Origin of the sequence: Pseudomonas sp. LAMO17WK12:I1 (assembly GCF_900177315.1) — a bacterium.
Lineage (GTDB): Bacteria > Pseudomonadota > Gammaproteobacteria > Pseudomonadales > Pseudomonadaceae > Aquipseudomonas > Aquipseudomonas marginalis.
Genome location: NZ_FWZV01000003.1, coordinates 371708 through 387796, shown reverse-complemented (window position 1 = coordinate 387796; position 16089 = coordinate 371708). Strand labels below are relative to the sequence as shown.

The 16089-nt window shown below is 60.8% G+C and carries 19 protein-coding genes; 10 read left to right on the top strand and 9 right to left on the bottom strand.

The genetic code is table 11. The features are described from left to right. Window positions 1-29: 29 nt before the first annotated feature. From B9N88_RS06915 to B9N88_RS06905, 3 genes are all read right to left on the bottom strand, one after another. On the bottom strand, window positions 30-560 hold the full coding sequence (locus tag B9N88_RS06915) for a hypothetical protein (RefSeq protein ID WP_027603946.1): 531 nt from the start codon (window positions 558-560) through the stop codon (window positions 30-32). A gap of 41 nt (window positions 561-601) precedes the next feature. Beyond that, the gene (locus B9N88_RS06910; protein WP_027603945.1) at window positions 602-1117 is read right to left on the bottom strand and encodes an ankyrin repeat domain-containing protein; all 516 of its coding nucleotides are present in this window, start codon (window positions 1115-1117) and stop codon (window positions 602-604) included. 96 nt (window positions 1118-1213) lie between these two features. Next, window positions 1214-3040 carry a long-chain-acyl-CoA synthetase gene (locus B9N88_RS06905; protein WP_027603944.1) on the bottom strand — a complete coding sequence of 609 codons (1827 nt, stop codon included), beginning with the start codon at window positions 3038-3040 and terminating at the stop codon, window positions 1214-1216. A 394-nt stretch (window positions 3041-3434) separates the two neighbouring features. On the opposite strand from B9N88_RS06905, the gene B9N88_RS06900 reads away from it, so the two are divergent. Then, window positions 3435-3713, top strand: a complete 279-nt coding sequence (locus B9N88_RS06900) for a DUF3509 domain-containing protein (RefSeq protein WP_027603943.1) — start codon at window positions 3435-3437, stop codon at window positions 3711-3713. 150 nt (window positions 3714-3863) lie between these two features. Here the strand turns inward: B9N88_RS06900 and B9N88_RS06895 are convergent, their stop codons facing one another. Continuing rightward, window positions 3864-4772, bottom strand: a complete 909-nt coding sequence (locus B9N88_RS06895; RefSeq protein ID WP_027603942.1) for a LysR family transcriptional regulator — start codon at window positions 4770-4772, stop codon at window positions 3864-3866. 127 nt (window positions 4773-4899) lie between these two features. On the opposite strand from B9N88_RS06895, the gene B9N88_RS06890 reads away from it, so the two are divergent. Further along, complete coding sequence (locus tag B9N88_RS06890; protein WP_027603941.1) at window positions 4900-5652, top strand: SDR family oxidoreductase; 753 nt, start codon at window positions 4900-4902, stop codon at window positions 5650-5652. A 178-nt stretch (window positions 5653-5830) separates the two neighbouring features. Continuing rightward, window positions 5831-6502, top strand: coding sequence for a glutathione S-transferase family protein (locus B9N88_RS06885; RefSeq protein ID WP_027603940.1), 672 nt, complete (start codon window positions 5831-5833; stop codon window positions 6500-6502). Window positions 6503-6801: 299 nt separating this feature from the next. On the opposite strand, the gene B9N88_RS06880 is transcribed toward B9N88_RS06885, so the two are convergent. The 4 genes from B9N88_RS06880 to aroC form a co-directional block, all read right to left on the bottom strand. Next, window positions 6802-7071 (bottom strand): response regulator transcription factor, encoded by a 270-nt coding sequence (locus B9N88_RS06880; RefSeq protein ID WP_027603939.1) that lies wholly within the window; start codon window positions 7069-7071, stop codon window positions 6802-6804. Window positions 7072-7281: 210 nt separating this feature from the next. After that, entirely contained in the window at window positions 7282-7812 is a 531-nt protein-coding gene (locus B9N88_RS06875; RefSeq protein WP_027603938.1) for a 1,2-dihydroxy-3-keto-5-methylthiopentene dioxygenase, read from the bottom strand. Next, window positions 7809-8969: an MFS transporter gene (locus B9N88_RS06870; RefSeq protein ID WP_027603937.1), complete on the bottom strand. Its 1161-nt coding sequence runs from the start codon at window positions 8967-8969 to the stop codon at window positions 7809-7811. Before B9N88_RS06870 ends, B9N88_RS06875 begins: the two co-directional genes overlap by 4 nt. Window positions 8970-8979: 10 nt before the next feature. Next, window positions 8980-10071: a chorismate synthase gene (gene aroC, locus B9N88_RS06865; protein ID WP_027603936.1), complete on the bottom strand. Its 1092-nt coding sequence runs from the start codon at window positions 10069-10071 to the stop codon at window positions 8980-8982. Window positions 10072-10214: 143 nt separating this feature from the next. Between aroC and B9N88_RS06860 the strand changes: the two genes are divergently transcribed. Together B9N88_RS06860 and B9N88_RS06855 are read left to right on the top strand one after the other, a co-directional pair. Next, window positions 10215-11177 (top strand): alpha/beta hydrolase, encoded by a 963-nt coding sequence (locus tag B9N88_RS06860; protein WP_027603935.1) that lies wholly within the window; start codon window positions 10215-10217, stop codon window positions 11175-11177. 99 nt (window positions 11178-11276) lie between these two features. Next, window positions 11277-12086, top strand: coding sequence for a hypothetical protein (locus tag B9N88_RS06855; protein ID WP_027603934.1), 810 nt, complete (start codon window positions 11277-11279; stop codon window positions 12084-12086). Window positions 12087-12154: 68 nt separating this feature from the next. Here B9N88_RS06855 and prmB read toward each other — a convergent pair whose 3' ends face one another. Beyond that, on the bottom strand, window positions 12155-13063 hold the full coding sequence (gene prmB / locus B9N88_RS06850; RefSeq protein ID WP_027603933.1) for a 50S ribosomal protein L3 N(5)-glutamine methyltransferase: 909 nt from the start codon (window positions 13061-13063) through the stop codon (window positions 12155-12157). 240 nt (window positions 13064-13303) lie between these two features. Between prmB and B9N88_RS06845 the strand changes: the two genes are divergently transcribed. The 5 genes from B9N88_RS06845 to B9N88_RS06825 all read left to right on the top strand — a co-directional run bounded on the left by B9N88_RS06845 (window position 13304) and on the right by B9N88_RS06825 (window position 16086). Beyond that, window positions 13304-13894, top strand: a complete 591-nt coding sequence (locus B9N88_RS06845; RefSeq protein ID WP_027603932.1) for a cysteine hydrolase family protein — start codon at window positions 13304-13306, stop codon at window positions 13892-13894. A gap of 141 nt (window positions 13895-14035) precedes the next feature. Continuing rightward, on the top strand, window positions 14036-14356 hold the full coding sequence (locus B9N88_RS06840; protein WP_027603931.1) for a hypothetical protein: 321 nt from the start codon (window positions 14036-14038) through the stop codon (window positions 14354-14356). 75 nt (window positions 14357-14431) lie between these two features. Further along, window positions 14432-14989: a Smr/MutS family protein gene (locus B9N88_RS06835; protein ID WP_016976371.1), complete on the top strand. Its 558-nt coding sequence runs from the start codon at window positions 14432-14434 to the stop codon at window positions 14987-14989. A gap of 78 nt (window positions 14990-15067) precedes the next feature. Beyond that, window positions 15068-15613 carry a GTP cyclohydrolase I FolE gene (gene folE, locus B9N88_RS06830; RefSeq protein ID WP_003442011.1) on the top strand — a complete coding sequence of 182 codons (546 nt, stop codon included), beginning with the start codon at window positions 15068-15070 and terminating at the stop codon, window positions 15611-15613. Window positions 15614-15714: 101 nt separating this feature from the next. Then, entirely contained in the window at window positions 15715-16086 is a 372-nt protein-coding gene (locus tag B9N88_RS06825; RefSeq protein ID WP_027603930.1) for a glutathione S-transferase N-terminal domain-containing protein, read from the top strand. Window positions 16087-16089: the final 3 nt, after the last annotated feature.

The following is a 16089-nucleotide window of genomic DNA, read 5'->3' as shown; positions in this document are numbered from 1 at the left end:
GCCAGCCCTGGCCGGGGTTCCGTTTTATTTCAGACGTGCACGGCGACCTTCAGCGCTTCCAGGGATGGCTCGGCCTGGATGCCGACTTCGGCACACAACGCCAGCACGCGCGGCAGGTCATTGCCGAACACCAGCACCGCCTGGATCTCGTCGTCCAGCAACTGGCTGAAGTTGAGCAGCACATAACCGCCGTCTTCCGGGCTCAGGGCGCTCATCTGGATCTGGATACGGTTCAGGGCGGTGAGGCCGTCAGTCTTGGCCAGTTGCTTGGGTTTGAGGTTGAACGCCACACCCGGTCCGAACGACGCGACGATCTGCGCAAACAGGTCGCCATAGGTATCGGCCTGGAACAGCACGGTATCCGGCAGGCTGCCGACTACCACCCACTCCCCCAGCGGGATCGGAAAGCTGTCGTCGTAGTTGATATCCGGGTTGGCGGCCAGGAAGGCCGCCGGGTCGGCGTAGGCCTGGGCGGCCTCTTCGGCGATGCGCGCCACCTCGTCCGCGCCCATGACCCCGGCGCTGATTTTGCTGATAAGTTCGACGAGGGCGGTTTTCATGGGGTGATCCTGTAGCGGGCTGGTTTTTGAGGGCGCACAGCCTACACCAGTTTCTCCAACTGCGCCGCCGTGTCCTTCGCCCCCATGGTCTGCGCCGCCGCCAGCGCAGTCGCGCCCTGGGCATCGGTGGCCTTGGGGTTGGCGCCTTGGCTGAGCAGGTAGTCGACCATGTCGACGCGGTTGAACATGGCGGCCATCATCAACGCAGTACGCCCGTCGGACGAGGCGGCCTCGATCGGCGTGCCCCCTTCAATCAGCGCCTTGACCACCGGCAAGTGGCCCTTGAACGCCGCGCCGGCGATGGGCAACTGGTTCTTGTCATTGGCGATCAGCGGGTCGGCCTTGAACTCCAGCAGCACTTTTACCGCTTCGGCATGGCCGTGGTAGGCAGACAGCATCAGCAAGGTATCGCCGTTGTGGTTGCGAAAGTTGGCCGGCAAGCCTTTGGCCAGGAGCGCGGCGAGCATGGCGGCGTCGCCTTTGCGGGCGACGTCGAAGACCTGCTCGGCAAATTCGGCGGCTTCGTCTTCAGTCATTTGTTTGGCGTGGTCTGACATGTGGGGGCTCCTTGTCTGGTGCTTTATAGGCCGCCAGTGTCGCGAGGGAGTTCCCCACTGTCATGCCCTTTTTAGCAAAAGCGGCCATAGACAGAATCAATAGCGGAACTGGCCGCCCTGGATCTGCGCCAACAGTTGCCCGGTGACCGGCACATAGCAGTCCGACCCCGGCAACCAGGCATACACCGGGTCATTGCCGGCCTTGTCCGGATCAAAGGCTTCTTCCTTGAGCTTGACCTTCTGGTACTTGAAGGTACCGGTGGTTTCCATCTTGACCTTGATCCGCAGGAAGAGCGGCACCGCATAGTGGGGCAACTGGCCGTGGGCGAATTTCAGCAGCTCGCGCATGTCCAGCGAGGCCAGGGATTCACTCGGGGTGATGGCGACCATGCCCGCGCGGCCATTGGTGTTTTCGATCTCGACGCCATAAGCCACCACTTCGGCGATCTGCGGGTGTTGCAGCAGGACGTTCTCGACCTCGGTGGTGGACACGTTTTCACCTTTCCAGCGATAGGTGTCCCCCAGGCGATCCACAAATTGCGCATGGCCAAAGCCGATGCTGCGCAACAAATCGCCGGTATTGAAGTAGCGGTCACCTTTTTCAAACACGTCGGTGAGTACCACCCTGCGATTCTTTTCCGGGTCGGTGTAGCCGTCGAAGGGGGATTTTTCATCGATCCTCGCCAACAACAGGCCCTGCCCGCCCGTGGGGACTTTACGCATAAAGCCATCGCTGCCACGCAGCGGCTCGCCGCTGTCATGGGCGTAGTCCACCAGCGCCCAGTGCTGCAGGCAGAAACCGATGGTGTTGTCGAAATTCAGCACGTTGGTAAAACCGATATTGCCGTCACTGGCCGCGTACAGCTCGCAGATATGCTCCACGCCATAGCGTGCCTTGAACTGCGCCCACACACCGGGGCGCAAGCCATTGCCAACCATCTTGGTCACGCAGTTGTCACGGTCGTTTTCGCTGGGTGGCTGGTCGAGCAGGTAACGACACAACTCACCGACGTAGCCGAGGGTGGTCGCCTTGAATCGGCGCGCATCGTCCCAGAACTGGCTGGCGCTGAACTTGCGGCGAATGGCGAAGCCCGAGGCCCCGACAATCGCCGAGCCCCAACACACGCAAAGGCCGGTGGCGTGGTACAGCGGCAAGGTGCAATACAGGACGTCGTCAGGGCCCATGTCCAGCGCGATGCTGCCGAAGCTGACGGCAGTCTTGGTCCAGCGGCCGTGTTTCATGATGCCGGCCTTGGGCAGGCCGGTGGTGCCGGAGGTGTAGATATAGAAGCAAGGGTCGTTGAAGAAGATCTGCGCAGTGCTGGCCGGGTTGTCCACCGGGCACGCGGCGCTCGCCGCCAACAGGTCGATATACCCCTGCGGCACCAGGCTGGACGGCTGATCGGCGACGAACCAGGTTCGATCAGCCGCGATGGCCACCTGATCGCGCACCGCGTCATAGGGGGCCACCAGTTCCGCGCCGACAATAATGGCTGCCGGGCTCACCAGATTCAGGCTGTGCACCAGCGCCGCCTGGGTTTGCGCGGTATTGAGCATCGCGCAGATGCCACCCAGCTTGGCCACGGCCAGCACGTTCAAGAGCAATTCGGGGCGGTTTTCGATAAACAGCGCCACCACGTCCCCCTTGCCGATGCCCTCGACTTGCAGGTGGTGGGCAATACGGTTGGCGCGCTGGTTGGCGTCGGTGTAGCTGAGCACACGGTCGCCGTACAGCAATGCGTTGCCGTCGGGGTTGCGCAGGGTGGCTTGCTCAAAGTGCCAGCCCAGCCCGCAAGGCTGCGCGGGGTCGGTGACATTGGCGGCACGCATGCCGCGCACTACGCGCGGCAGGGCGCGAACGATGGCCGGCACCTTACTCAGCAGCTTGCCCCAGGTGATCATGTCGTTGTGCGGGTGGCTCATGGAGAAACGTCCTTTTTCTTATTCTTCGTCTGATCCCGAAGCACCGACACCTCCGTAAGAGGAAGGCCGAATGCATGGCAGGAAAATACGTCAGCCGTTCTTCGGCTGTACACGCGGGATTTGAAAAGTTTTGTATCCCGTCGGGTGGGTGCTCAAAAAAGGAATTTAGCTGCCCGCGAGTAGTCTTTATCCGTACAGGGGCGCAAACCCCATCCTATCGAGTAACGCAAAATGCAGGATGCATGATGGCCATTCATGCAAATTGCACGAAAGCGAAAATCTACTGTATTTTCAAGCCATTGATTTATAAGGATATTTTTTAAATCATAAGCTGGCACAATCACTGCACCTATCACTCCATGCTTGCCAACTTGAGCCAACGGAGCTGATAGACATGAGCCTGATCCAAGATAAATTCGCTTCAGTATTCTCCAACTACGACGTCACCACCCAGCCTCGTCCCGACGGCGGCATTCTGTTGACCCTGCGCAACAGTGACGGCAAGCAGGTCAAGCGTTCGATCTCTTACCAGCAGTTGCACACCGCCGATCAATTGACCTGGGTGATCAGCGCGATTCGTCGCGACCTGGCCGAACAAGCCAGTGAACTGCCGCAAATTTCGATGTTGCAAAGCCAGAACCGCTTTGCCCTGCCGACCTACCATTCGGCGTAAATACCGCAGTCATAACAAGGCCGCGACGCTCTTGAGCGTCGCGGCCTTTTTTGTTTGACGATGACTCCAGCCCGGCACTTCGCTGAACTGCGCCTGAGCCCGATACAGCTGTTTATACGCGAGTTCAACATCTGCCGGTGCCGTCTCGTCTTATAGAGTCGGCACCGGGGTGCCGCCGTTCAAGGCTGGAATCTTTGAAAACACCTCAGCCATGAAATCCATGAACACGATAGCCCGCGTGGGGAGCAATCTATTGGCGACATAAACCATCTGCACGGGGACAGGTGGAGCCCCATGGTTGGTGAGAATGAACTGTAATCTCCCGCTGTTCAGCCCGCCCTCAAACAGCCACGCGGGTCCATGCGCCACACCCAGGCCCGCCACGACCGCCGCACTCACAGCGTCGGGCGAGTTGACCCTGAGCCTGCCGGTAATCGGAATCTCCGCGTCCCGGAATCGCCAGGTCGCCCCGGACGACAGTAAGGTGTAGATGATGCAATCGTGGTCGCGTAGATCCTCCGGGGTCTGCGGAACGCCGCGTTTAGCCAAGTAGTCCGTGCTGGCGACGAAGACCCGGTCGTACCATCCAAGAGGCCGGGCGCGCAAGGTGCTGTCCTCCAGCAGTCCTATGCGAATGGCGAGTTCGGTGCCTTCATTGACCAGGTCTACGTATCGATCGTTGAGTTGGAGATCCAAGATCAATTGAGGGTAGCGCTCCAGAAAGGCCGGCACATGCGGCAGCACAAACGCGTGTGCGAGAGCTGTCGGACAGGCTACGCGCAAGAGTCCCGATGGATCGACGTTGTTTCTGAAGGACGATTCGGATTCATCCACCGCATCCAGGATGCGCCGGATGTCCGCATAGTAGCGTTCGCCCTCCGGTGTCAACGACAGCTTGCGCGTAGACCGGTGGAGCAAACGCGTCTGCAAATGATCCTCCAGAGCCGCTACATAGCGGCTTACATTCGGTTGCCCCAGCCCTAGATCACGCCCTGCCGCCGAAAAGCTCCCGGTTTCTACAGCACGCGCGAAGCACGTCATCAACAGAAATCGGTCCACTTCTCCACCTCAATTCATGCTCAATTTGCATGAATTATATGCGAATAAGCAGTCTTATATACCATGGGGCATGAGCGCATATTTCTCCCTGTCGACCGCGGTGGTCGTCATTCACCGGAGAATTCAAATGTCGCGCTTGCAAGGTAAACGTACGCTCATTACTGGCGGCACCAGTGGCATCGGGCTGGAAACGGCAAAGCAGTTCCTGGCGGAGGGTGCTCGCGTGATCGTAACGGGGGTCAACCCCGATTCGATTGCAAAGGCCCAGGCCGAATTAGGCCCGGAAGTGCCGGTGCTGCGCGCCGACTCGGCCAGCGTTGCGGCACAAAAGGAGCTGGCACACGTCATCAAGGAACACTACGGCCAACTCGACGTTGCCTTCCTCAATGCCGGCGTATCCGTCTGGCAGCCCATTGAGGAATGGACGGAAGATATGTTTGACCGCTCTTTCGACATCAACGTCAAAGGGCCGTACTTCCTGATGCAGGCGCTGTTGCCGGTCTTCGCCAATCCTGCTTCGGTCGTGTTGACGACTTCCGTAAGCGCCCATGCAGGCGCAGATCGCTCGTCCGTGTATGCCGCAACGAAAGCCGCATTGCTGAACATGTCGAAGACGCTCTCGACCGAATTGCTGGGCCGTGGCATCCGTGTCAACGCAGTGAGCCCTGGCCCCGTCGAGACGCCGCTTTACGACAAGCTGGGTATTCCGCAAGCTTATCGCGCGCAGCTTAACAAAGAGATCGCGGCAACCATTCCGCTTGGGCGCTTCGGTACCTCCGACGAGGTGGCCAAGGCAGTGCTGTATCTGGCATCCGACGAGTCGCGCTGGACGGTCGGCTCTGAAATCGTCCTTGACGGCGGCCGCCTGCTGAATGGCTAAGCGCGCAGCTCAAGAATTACGCGAATGCCACATCGCCCGGGCTGAGTTAATCAGGTACTGAACGCCGGCCCCAGCACTCAGGGACGAAACAGTCCAATCCAGACTGCGCACACAGCGGTACGCGGGAAACCTCTGCCGCTGTTTGCGCTTGATAAACCATCCAGGGCCACTAAAAGCAATGAACGCTCTTACGCTGATAAGCCACCCACTATGCCCATTCGTACAGCGCGCCGCGATTGTGCTGCTTGAAAAGGGTATCCAATTCGATCGGATAAATGTCGATTTATCAGCCAAGCCAGACTGGTTCCTGGCAGTTTCGCCAACCGGCAAGGTCCCGGTGCTCAAGGTGCGCCGGGACAATGCGGAAGACGCGATCCTATTCGAAAGCATGGTCATCTGCGAGTACCTCGACGAAACCCAAGGCGGCGCGCCGATGTACCCCGTCGATGCGTTAGCTCGCGCACGGAATCGCGCGTGGATCGAGTTCGCGTCGCAGGCGCAGGCTGAAGCCTGGCAGTTTCTCCACGCTCGTGACTCTGCGACCGCAGATGCCAAGCGCACCGCATTTCGCGAACGACTCGGCAAACTGGAGTCAGAAATAGGCGTGGGGCCGTTCTTCAATGGCTCCGCCTTTGGAATGGTTGATGCGGTTTATGCCCCGCTTTTCCGTTACTTCGAGAGTATCGACGCAACTGTCGCACACCAGACTTTCGACGGCCTTCCGCGCATTTCGGCTTGGCGTGAGGCGCTTGTGACACGCTCCAGCGTAAGGGATGCCGTTGTCGAAGACTATGCCGATCGTTTCCAGACGCATCTGCGCCAACGAGGAGCGCTGATCGCTGCCGCTTAGCCGACGCGATCAATCAAAAGACTGACGTCGAGCCTAGCGCCACCAATGCGACGTTAGGCATCGAGCCCCCCGAATGTGGGCGACACGATGAGGTCAATTAGGTGCAAGGTCGAGCTCATGGCATTACCGTTATTCCGCGTCAGGTACCGCCTCCGCTACGCCCGTTCATTGACACCCTCCGGAACTGGAGCCGAGTCGGTCGCCGAGGACATTCTGAAGGGGCATCCACGTAAGCACGACTTCGTTATGGCTGGACGATGACGCTTCAAACCGATTGCTTCGGTGGCCGAAAGCTGGGGTCAGCATAAACCTTGGCGTGCCGCCTCATTCATCGCCTGTACTCGGTTGGTCACGCCAAATTTGCCGTAGATATTGCGCAGGTGGAATTTCACCGTGGCTTCGGACGTGGCGCGAATCTGGCTGATCTCCCAGACGGTCTTGCCTTCGGAGGCCCAACGCAGGATTTCCAGTTCCGTAGGGGTCAGTGGTTTTCCGGACAAGCTCAAACGCCTCCTGGCGGCGTTGGGCACCGAATGTGGCACTGGAGACAATTCCCTGGGGCCTCTCATTAGTTTCACTCCCTTTTGCTGGCTATCGCCCTATCACCTTCGGATTCCTCCTATTGACAGGTGATATAAACGTTGTTGCCGCAAAGAGTTACATAACCAATGGCACTAAGGCGCAGGCCCCGCGATAAACAGCCGGGCCTTACAAGAATAAGAGTTTATTCCCACAACAACTTCCAACATGCGGGGGTTGAAGTTTTCGATATGTCGTAATCAGTCATCCAGCCCGGGAAAGCGTCGGGCGATATCGTCGCCCGTCAACTCCGGCACCGGGTTTTGCGCCTGATTGAAGAGTCGCAGCGTTATACAGTGGGGGTTCTCCCCCATATCAAACCAATGCGGCATACCGGCGGGTACCACCAGCAGATCGTTTTTTTCACAACGCACGGCATACACGTAGTCGCCAACATGCAGGTTGAACAAGCCCTGGCCGGCGATGAAAAAATGCACTTCGTCTTCGCTGCAGCGGCGTTCATCCAGGAACCGGGCACGCCATTCGGCTTTTTGCGGGTGGTCGCTGGTGACACTGAGCACCGCCACCGCACCGTAGCCGAGGGCATCGATCTGCGGCTGATAGGCGGCAATCATCTCAGCGTCGCTGGCGCCCCTCTCGATCAGGGCAGGCTGCCAGCGCTCGAACCGCACACCGTGCTCGGCCAGGGTAGCGGCGATGTCGTCGACATGGGTCAGGACCTTGTTCGGGGTATCCGGTGAAGCGACGGGGTAGACGGCGACATAACTCATTGAAGGGTTCCTTGGTTCTGCTCTTGCAATCGAAAACCGATGATAGCGGCGGCGGCCAGGGCGGCGACGCTGGCAATACTAAAGGTGAAGGTCGGCCCCAGCAGGTTCCAGCTGTAGCCGGAATACAGCGCACCCAGCGCACCGCCGGTGCCGGCCAGGGCGGCGTACAGCGCCTGGCCCTGGCCTTGTTGCTTATCGCCAAAGCTGCGCTGCACAAAGGCAATCGCTGCGGCGTGAAAACTGCCGAACGTGGCAGCGTGCATGACCTGCGCCAGCAACAGCACCCACAGCAGTTCGGCAAACGAGCCCAGCAACAGCCAGCGCAGGGCCGCCAGCAGGAAACTGGCCAGCAGCACCCGGCGTACCGAAAAACGTGTGAGGATGCGGCTCATGCCCAGGAACATCAGCACTTCCGCCAGCACCCCCAGGGCCCACAGCATGCCGATCATGCCACGGCTGTAGCCAAGGTGTTCCAGGTGCAGGGTCAGGAAGGTGTAATACGGGCCATGGCTCATTTGCATCAGCGCCACGCAGGCGTAAAACGCCAGTACGCCGGGACTGCGCAGCTGCTTGAGGAAACCATCAGCGGCCAGACGATTGCCGTGGCTGGCGGGCTGCGCATTCGGGACCCACAGGCTGGCACCGATGATGCCGGCCATGATCACCACGACCACCACCGGGTAGATATCCAGGCTCAGCCAGTCGAACAGGCGGCCCATGATCACCACGGTGAGGATAAAACCGATGGAGCCCCACAGGCGCACCTGGCTATAGCGCGCGGTCTGTTTTTGCAGGTGGGCCAGGGTGATCACTTCAAACTGCGGCAGCACCGCGTGCCAGAAGAACGCATGCAGGGCCATCACCAGGGCCAGCCAGGCGTAGGAGTGGCTGACGAAGATCAGGGAAAAACTCAGCAGGGTGCACACCGCGCCGAAGCGCACGATGGCCAGGCGTCGGCCGCTGTAGTCGCCCAGCCAGCCCCACAGGTTGGGGGCCACGCAGCGCATCAGCATGGGGATGGCCACCAGCTCGCCGATGCGCGCGCTGGAGAACCCCAGGTGGTCGAAGTACAGCGCCAGGAACGGCGCCGTCGCCCCAAGCAGAGCGAAGTAGAACAGGTAGAAGCTGGAGAGGCGCCAGTACGGGAGGGCTGTCACCGCCGCGCCGTCACAGCTGGCCCAGCACCGGGGTACTCACGCGCACATCGGCATTTTGCCCGCGATTGCGCAGCAGGTGGTCCATCAACACGATGGCCATCATCGCTTCGGCAATCGGCGTGGCCCGGATGCCCACGCACGGGTCGTGACGGCCCTTGGTGATCACGTCCACCGGGTTGCCGTGCACATCGATCGAACGGCCCGGGGTGGTGATGCTCGAGGTGGCCTTGAGTGCCAGGTGCGCAACAATCGGCTGGCCGGAGGAAATACCGCCGAGGATGCCGCCCGCGTTGTTGCTGAGGAAGCCTTCCGGCGTCAGTTCATCGCGGTGCTCGGTGCCACGCTGGGACACGCAGGCGAAACCGGCGCCAATCTCCACGCCTTTCACGGCATTGATGCTCATCAGCGCGTGGGCCAGTTCGGCGTCGAGGCGATCGAAAATCGGCTCGCCCAGGCCCGGCTTGACGCCTTCGGCGACCACGGTGATCTTGGCGCCGACCGAATCCTGGTCGCGGCGCAGCTGGTCCATGTAGGCTTCCAGCTCCGGTACTTTGTCCGGGTCAGGGCAGAAAAAGGCGTTGTCTTCCACACTGTCCCAGGTCTTGAACGGGATTTCAATCGGGCCCAACTGGCTCATGTAGCCACGGATGACGATGCCCTGGGTCGCCAGGTATTTCTTGGCGATGGCGCCGGCTGCCACCCTCATCGCGGTTTCACGGGCCGAGCTGCGACCGCCGCCACGGTAGTCGCGTTCGCCGTATTTATGGTGGTAGGTGTAGTCGGCATGGGCCGGGCGGAACAGATCCTTGATCGCCGAGTAGTCCTTGGACTTCTGGTCGGTATTGCGAATCAGCAGGCCGATGGCGCACCCGGTGGTACGACCTTCGAACACCCCGGAGAGGATCTCGACTTCGTCGGGCTCCTGGCGCTGGGTGGTGTGGCGGCTGGTGCCGGGCTTGCGACGGTCGAGGTCACGCTGCAGGTCTTCTAGGGACAGCTCGAGGCCGGGCGGGCAGCCGTCGACAATGGCGACCAACGCCGGGCCATGGCTTTCGCCCGCGGTGGTGACAGTGAACAGCTTGCCGAAGGTATTGCCGGACATGCAGGGCGCTCCGTGAAATCAGTTGAATCAAGTCAACCGTAATAACTTAAGGCGGCCAGTATACGCAGGCTAACCGACTAGTTCATCCTCGAAACCTTACCGGTAGACCTTGGTCCAACCGGCACCTTCCTCATGATGGCGCGATGATGCTGCGAGTTCTTCTGTTTACCCTGACCCTGTTTACCGCCGTGGCCCACGCCGCCTCCCCTGTCGTACTGCAACGCCCGATCAGCCTGGACACCGGCAGTGGCGAACTGTTTGGCTCGCTGCTGCTGCCCCAGTCCGACAAACCGGTACCGGTGGTGTTGATCATCGCCGGCTCCGGCCCCACCGACCGCAACGGCAACAGCGCCGACGGCGCACGCAATGACAGCCTCAAGCGCCTGGCCTGGGTGCTGGCCCGGCATAACATCGCCAGCGTGCGCTACGACAAGCGCGGTGTGGCCGCCAGCCTCGCCGCCACGCCCGACGAACGCAACCTGACCCTCGATGCCTACGTGGCCGACGCGGTGGCCTGGGGTAAATTGCTCAAGGCCGACACACGCATGGGCCCGCTGATTGTGCTGGGCCACAGCGAAGGCGCGCTGGTTGCCGCCCTCGCCGCCCCCCAACTCGACCCGGCTGGAGTCATTTCCCTGTCCGGCAGCGCCCGCCCGGTCGACCAGGTGATCCGCCAGCAACTGGCCGATCACCTGCCCCCTGCCCTGCTGCTGCGCAGCAATGAAATCCTTGATCACCTCAAGGCCGGTCAGGTGGACGCCGATGTGCCTGGCCCGTTGCAGGGCATTTTCCGACCCAGCGTGCAGCCTTATCTGATCAGCCTGTTTCGCGCCGACCCTTCAGCGGCCTTTGCGAAACTGCGCATGCCGGCGTTGATCATCCAGGGCAGCAACGATATTCAGGTCGGTGTGGGCGACGCCGAGCAACTCAAAAGGGCCAAGCCCGATGCCGAACTGGCGGTGATCGAAGGCATGAACCACGTGATGCGCATCGTGCCCAACGACGTAAAGCAACAATTGGCCTCCTACAATGACCCGCAATTGCCGCTCGCCGCTGAACTGGGCACCCGCTTGGCAGGCTTTATCGACGGACTTCAACCCCGTTAACCGACAATTTGCCTCCAGTCCTGCAAAAAGCGGCCGATAAGCCCAGAGTCGACAGCAAAAAGACTGTCGACTGGCAGGGCTTGGACAGGATCGCACCGCATGACAACCACTGAAGCAACACCGGAACCGACCGCCGACACCCCGGCTGAAAAAACCGAGGCCATCGACACGGCGGCTCCCCTGCCGTGGGCGGATGTTCAGGCCGAGCATTTCAAGATGCTGCGCCTGGCCCCGCTGGCCACCGACCGCGCCACCGGCCTGCGGCCGCTGCGGTTCGTACAGTTCGGCTATGCCGAGCGCCATGACAAACACCACAGCCTGTTGCGCATGGTGATCCAATTGCCGGGGCAGCGGGTGCGCCGTGAGCAGAACCATCTGGATATCTGGGTGGATCACGATAAACACCGCGTGCACTTCGGCCCGGGCAACAGCCTGGAAATCGAACCGGCCAACCGCGGCATCGGCCGCTTCCTGGTGGCCCAGGGCGCCGCGTGGGCGAAGAAAAAATGGTCAAGCTACCGCGTCGACGGCGTGGACCTGGCCAACAAGGACGCACTCAACGAAGCCACACGCCTGCGCCGCGATCACTTCCTGCGCGTCCAGGGTTTCGATGTGGCCTACGCCGATGTGCAGCACCTCAAAGGCAACGTGCAGCCGGGCAAGGTCAGCGACGTACTGGACAGTTGGAACACCGAGAAGGTGCAGTTCGTGGAGATCCTTGAAGCCGCGCAGATGCTGCAACAGGCCGAGCACAACCTGCTGGAGCAGGAAGTGAAGCTGCGCAAGGAAGAAGAAAAGGTCACCAAGTTCAAGCGTGAGGACAGCGGGTTGCGCTTTACCATCACCTGCCTGGTGGCATTTACCGTGTTTCAGGCGGGGCTGTTGATCTGGATTGCCACGCACCGATAGCCGGCTGGAAAGCCATCGAAAGGTGGGAGGGGGCGTGGCCCCTCCTACATTTCCTACCCTAAGGTTGGTTAAACCCGAGCGGCGAAGATTGCCTGGTGCTCTCGGCACTGTTCGGCCGTGAGCATGAACACCCCATGCCCACCCCGCTGGAAATCCAGCCAGGCGAAGTCCACTTCCGGGTACAGCGCGTCAACATGCACCTGGCTGTTGCCCACCTCGACAATCAGCAAACCCTTCTCGGTCAGGTGGTCCGCCGCCTCGGCCAGCATGCGCCGCACCAGGTTCAGGCCATCGTCGCCGCAGGCCAGGCCCAGCTCCGGCTCGTGCTGGTATTCGTCCGGCATGTCGGCAAAGTCTTCGGCATCCACATACGGCGGGTTCGACACTATCAGGTCAAAGCGCTGGCCCGGCAGGCCGTCGAAGCCGTCGCCCTGCACGGTGTACACACGCTCGTCGACACCATGGCGCTCGATATTCTGATTGGCCACTTCCAGGGCTTCGAAGGACAGGTCACCGAGTACCACTTCGGCGTCCTGGAACTCGTAGGCGCAGGCAATGCCGATGCAGCCGGAGCCGGTGCACAGGTCGAGGATGCGCGTCGGTGGTTGGGCCAGCCAAGGTTCGAAGCGGTTTTCGATCAACTCGCCGATAGGTGAGCGCGGGATCAGCACGCGCTCGTCAACGATAAACGACATGCCGCAGAACCACGCCTCTTTCAACAGGTAGGCCGTGGGCACCCGCTCATGGATACGGCGATGCAACAAACGCTGTACGTGAGAGATTTCCTCTTCTTCCAGGTTGCAATCGAGGTAGCTGTCGGCAATTTCCCATGGCAGGTGCAAGGCACCGAGCACCAACTGCCGGGCTTCGTCCCAGGCATTGTCGGTGCCATGGCCAAAAAACAGGTCTTCCCCATGGAAACGGCTGACGGCCCAACGGATGTGGTCGCGCAAGGTGCGCAGGCGGGATGTGATCACGGGGGGCAGACTCCTGGAAAAAACGACTGGCGATTCTAACAGTCTTCGCCTGTATCGACGATGTACGAAAACCTGTTGCCGTACGTCGGATTTCATCCAAATCGCCATCATTCGGTTAAACATCGCCACCACTTGACATGGCTGCACGCCAGCAACGGCGTACCTTACGATAGTAGCGATTCACAGAACCGCTCAGCCAGTGGACAATGACGCAAAAGCCCCCCTCACAGGAGCCCCAGAATGTCCGTTCCAAAGACGATGTTTCAACTCAGCGGTCGTGGTTACGCAGCTGCCAACCTTGCCCATGCGACCCTCGTGATCATCGACGCTCAAAAGGAATACCTCAGTGGCCCGCTCGCCCTCTCCGGCATGGACGCGGCGGTCGGCAATATCAAGCAACTGGTCGCCGCCGCGCGCAACGCCGGGCGCCCGATCGTGCACGTGCGCCACCTGGGTACCGTGGGCGGCCTGTTTGACCCCCAGGGCGAACGCGGTGAGTTCATCCCCGGCCTCGAACCTCAAGGTGACGAAACCATCATCGGCAAGCTGCTGCCCAGCGCCTTCCACGGCACCGGCCTGGAAAAACACCTGCAGGACCTCGGTTCCCTGGACCTGATCGTCTGCGGCTTCATGAGCCACTCCAGCGTCAGCACCACCGTGCGTGCCGCGAAGAACCTGGGGTTTCGCTGCACCCTGGTGGAAGACGCCTGTGCCACCCGCGACCTGCCTTACAAAGGTGGCATCCTGAGCGCCGAGCATGTGCAGCAGACCGAGATGGCCATCATGGCTGACAATTTTGCCACTCTCGCACTGACTAAAGACCTGATCTGATCGCCCTTCGGGTGAGCGGCGCGGCCTGTTGCAGGTCCCGCTCATCCGCAAAGCCCTCTCATTTGGCGCATTTACCTCGGGTACAGGAACAACCTGTGTATCTTCCGGTCGAAGGGCCGATACCCTGGAGGAAAGGTCGGAATGAAGATATCCGATGGTTTTGACGCTCGTCGCTTGCGCCCCAAGGGCCCGAGCAACTGGCGTCTGCGCCTGGTGGCCGGCATTGCCGCGCTGCTGGCGGTCGTAGGTTTGCTGTTGACCGGCGCTGGTGGCGCCGGTTTGTTTGGCCACTCGCCGGCCCTTGGCGAACTGAATGCCAGCCCTGGCGGCTCGGCGATTCTGCTGGGGATCGGGCTGCTGGTGCTGTGGCTGGGCGTGTGGCTGTGGCGCCGCAGCCGTCGGAAGATGCGCCAGCCGTTGTCACTGAACATCGCCTCGCACCTGATGAAAAAGCACGACTGATGGCGCTTGGATAGCGTTTCCTGCGCCCCGGCCGCCGCGATTTAGGTAAACTGCCCGCCCTTCGCGGAGGCTGACATGCAAGACGACGATTTTTCCCTGTTCAAAAACGAGCTGCGCGGCGTCAAGCCGATCAAGCACGACCGCGCCGACACCGGCAAACCCAAGGCCGACCGCGCACAGATCGCCAAGCTGCGCCAGGCTGCTACCGTACGCACCGATGCCACCACCGTGGATGGCCTGTCAGACCAGTTCGTGATCGATGTCGGCCCCGAAGACGAGCTGATGTGGGCCCGCGACGGCGTACAGGAAAGCCAGATGCGCAAGCTCAAGGCCGGTCAGATCCCGTTCGAAGGCAGCCTCGACCTGCACGGCATGAACGTGGAGAAAGCCCGGGAAACCCTGTGGGCCTTCCTCGCCGAAGCCACCAAGTTCGAAATCCGCTGCGTGCGCGTCACCCATGGCAAGGCGGTGCGCTTGGACGGCAAGCGGCCGATGATCAAGAGCCACGTCAACACCTGGCTGCGCCAGCATGCCCAGGTGCTCGGCTTTACCTCGTGCCAGGCCCGTCATGGGGGCGCGGGTGCGGTGTATGTGATGCTCAAGCGCACGATGATGGAAGGGCGCGACGAGTAACAAGTGCCATCGTCAGGCTTGCAGCGATGTGTCGGCCACCGTAACCTTGCGCTTTGCGAAAATCCCACAGGTAGTTTCATGTCCCTGGAACAGAATTACACCGCGATCCTCGGCCAACTCGGCGAGGACGTCTCCCGCGAGGGCCTGCTCGACACGCCCAAGCGTGCCGCCAAGGCGATGCAGTACCTTTGCCGCGGCTATGAACAGACACTCGAAGAAGTCACCAACGGTGCCTTGTTCAGCTCCGACAACAGCGAAATGGTGCTGGTCAAGGACATCGAGTTGTACTCGCTGTGCGAACACCACCTGCTGCCGTTTATCGGCAAGGCGCATGTGGCGTATATCCCGAGCGGCAAGGTGCTGGGCCTGTCGAAGGTCGCGCGGATTGTCGACATGTATGCGCGCCGCCTGCAGATCCAGGAAAACCTCAGCCGCCAGATCGCCGATGCGGTGATGCAAGTGACCGGTGCCCTGGGCGTGGCCGTGGTGATCGAAGCCAAGCACATGTGCATGATGATGCGCGGTGTGGAGAAACAGAATTCGTCGATGATCACCTCGGTGATGCTGGGTGAGTTCCGCGAAAACGCGGCCACCCGCAGTGAATTCCTCAGCCTGATCAAGTAACAGGCCGGGTAGGGAAAAACCGGCGTTCATCGCCGGTTTTTTTTCGCCTGCAAAATTGAGGTAAGCTGCGGCCCCTTCTTCATGGGCAAGAGGTTTCAGCCATGTTCGTCAAAGCACTTCGAGTGGGCCTCGGCCACGTCATCATCGCCGGCGACTTCCTTACCCGCCCGCGCAAAAAGCAGCGCCCTGCCGAACAACAGGCGCAGGTGAACGCAGCGGCCAAGGACCTGACCCTGTATCAATTCCACGCCTGCCCGTTCTGCGTGAAGACCCGCCGCACCCTGCACCGCCTGAATGTGCCGGTGGCGCTGAAGGATGCGAAGAACAACGAGCAGGACCGCCAGACCCTGCTGGAGCAAGGCGGCAAGATCAAGGTGCCGTGCCTGCGTATCGAAGAGAATGGCCAGACCACCTGGATGTATGACTCCAAGGTGATCATCGATTACCTGGACAAGCGTTTCGCCGCGATCTGACAG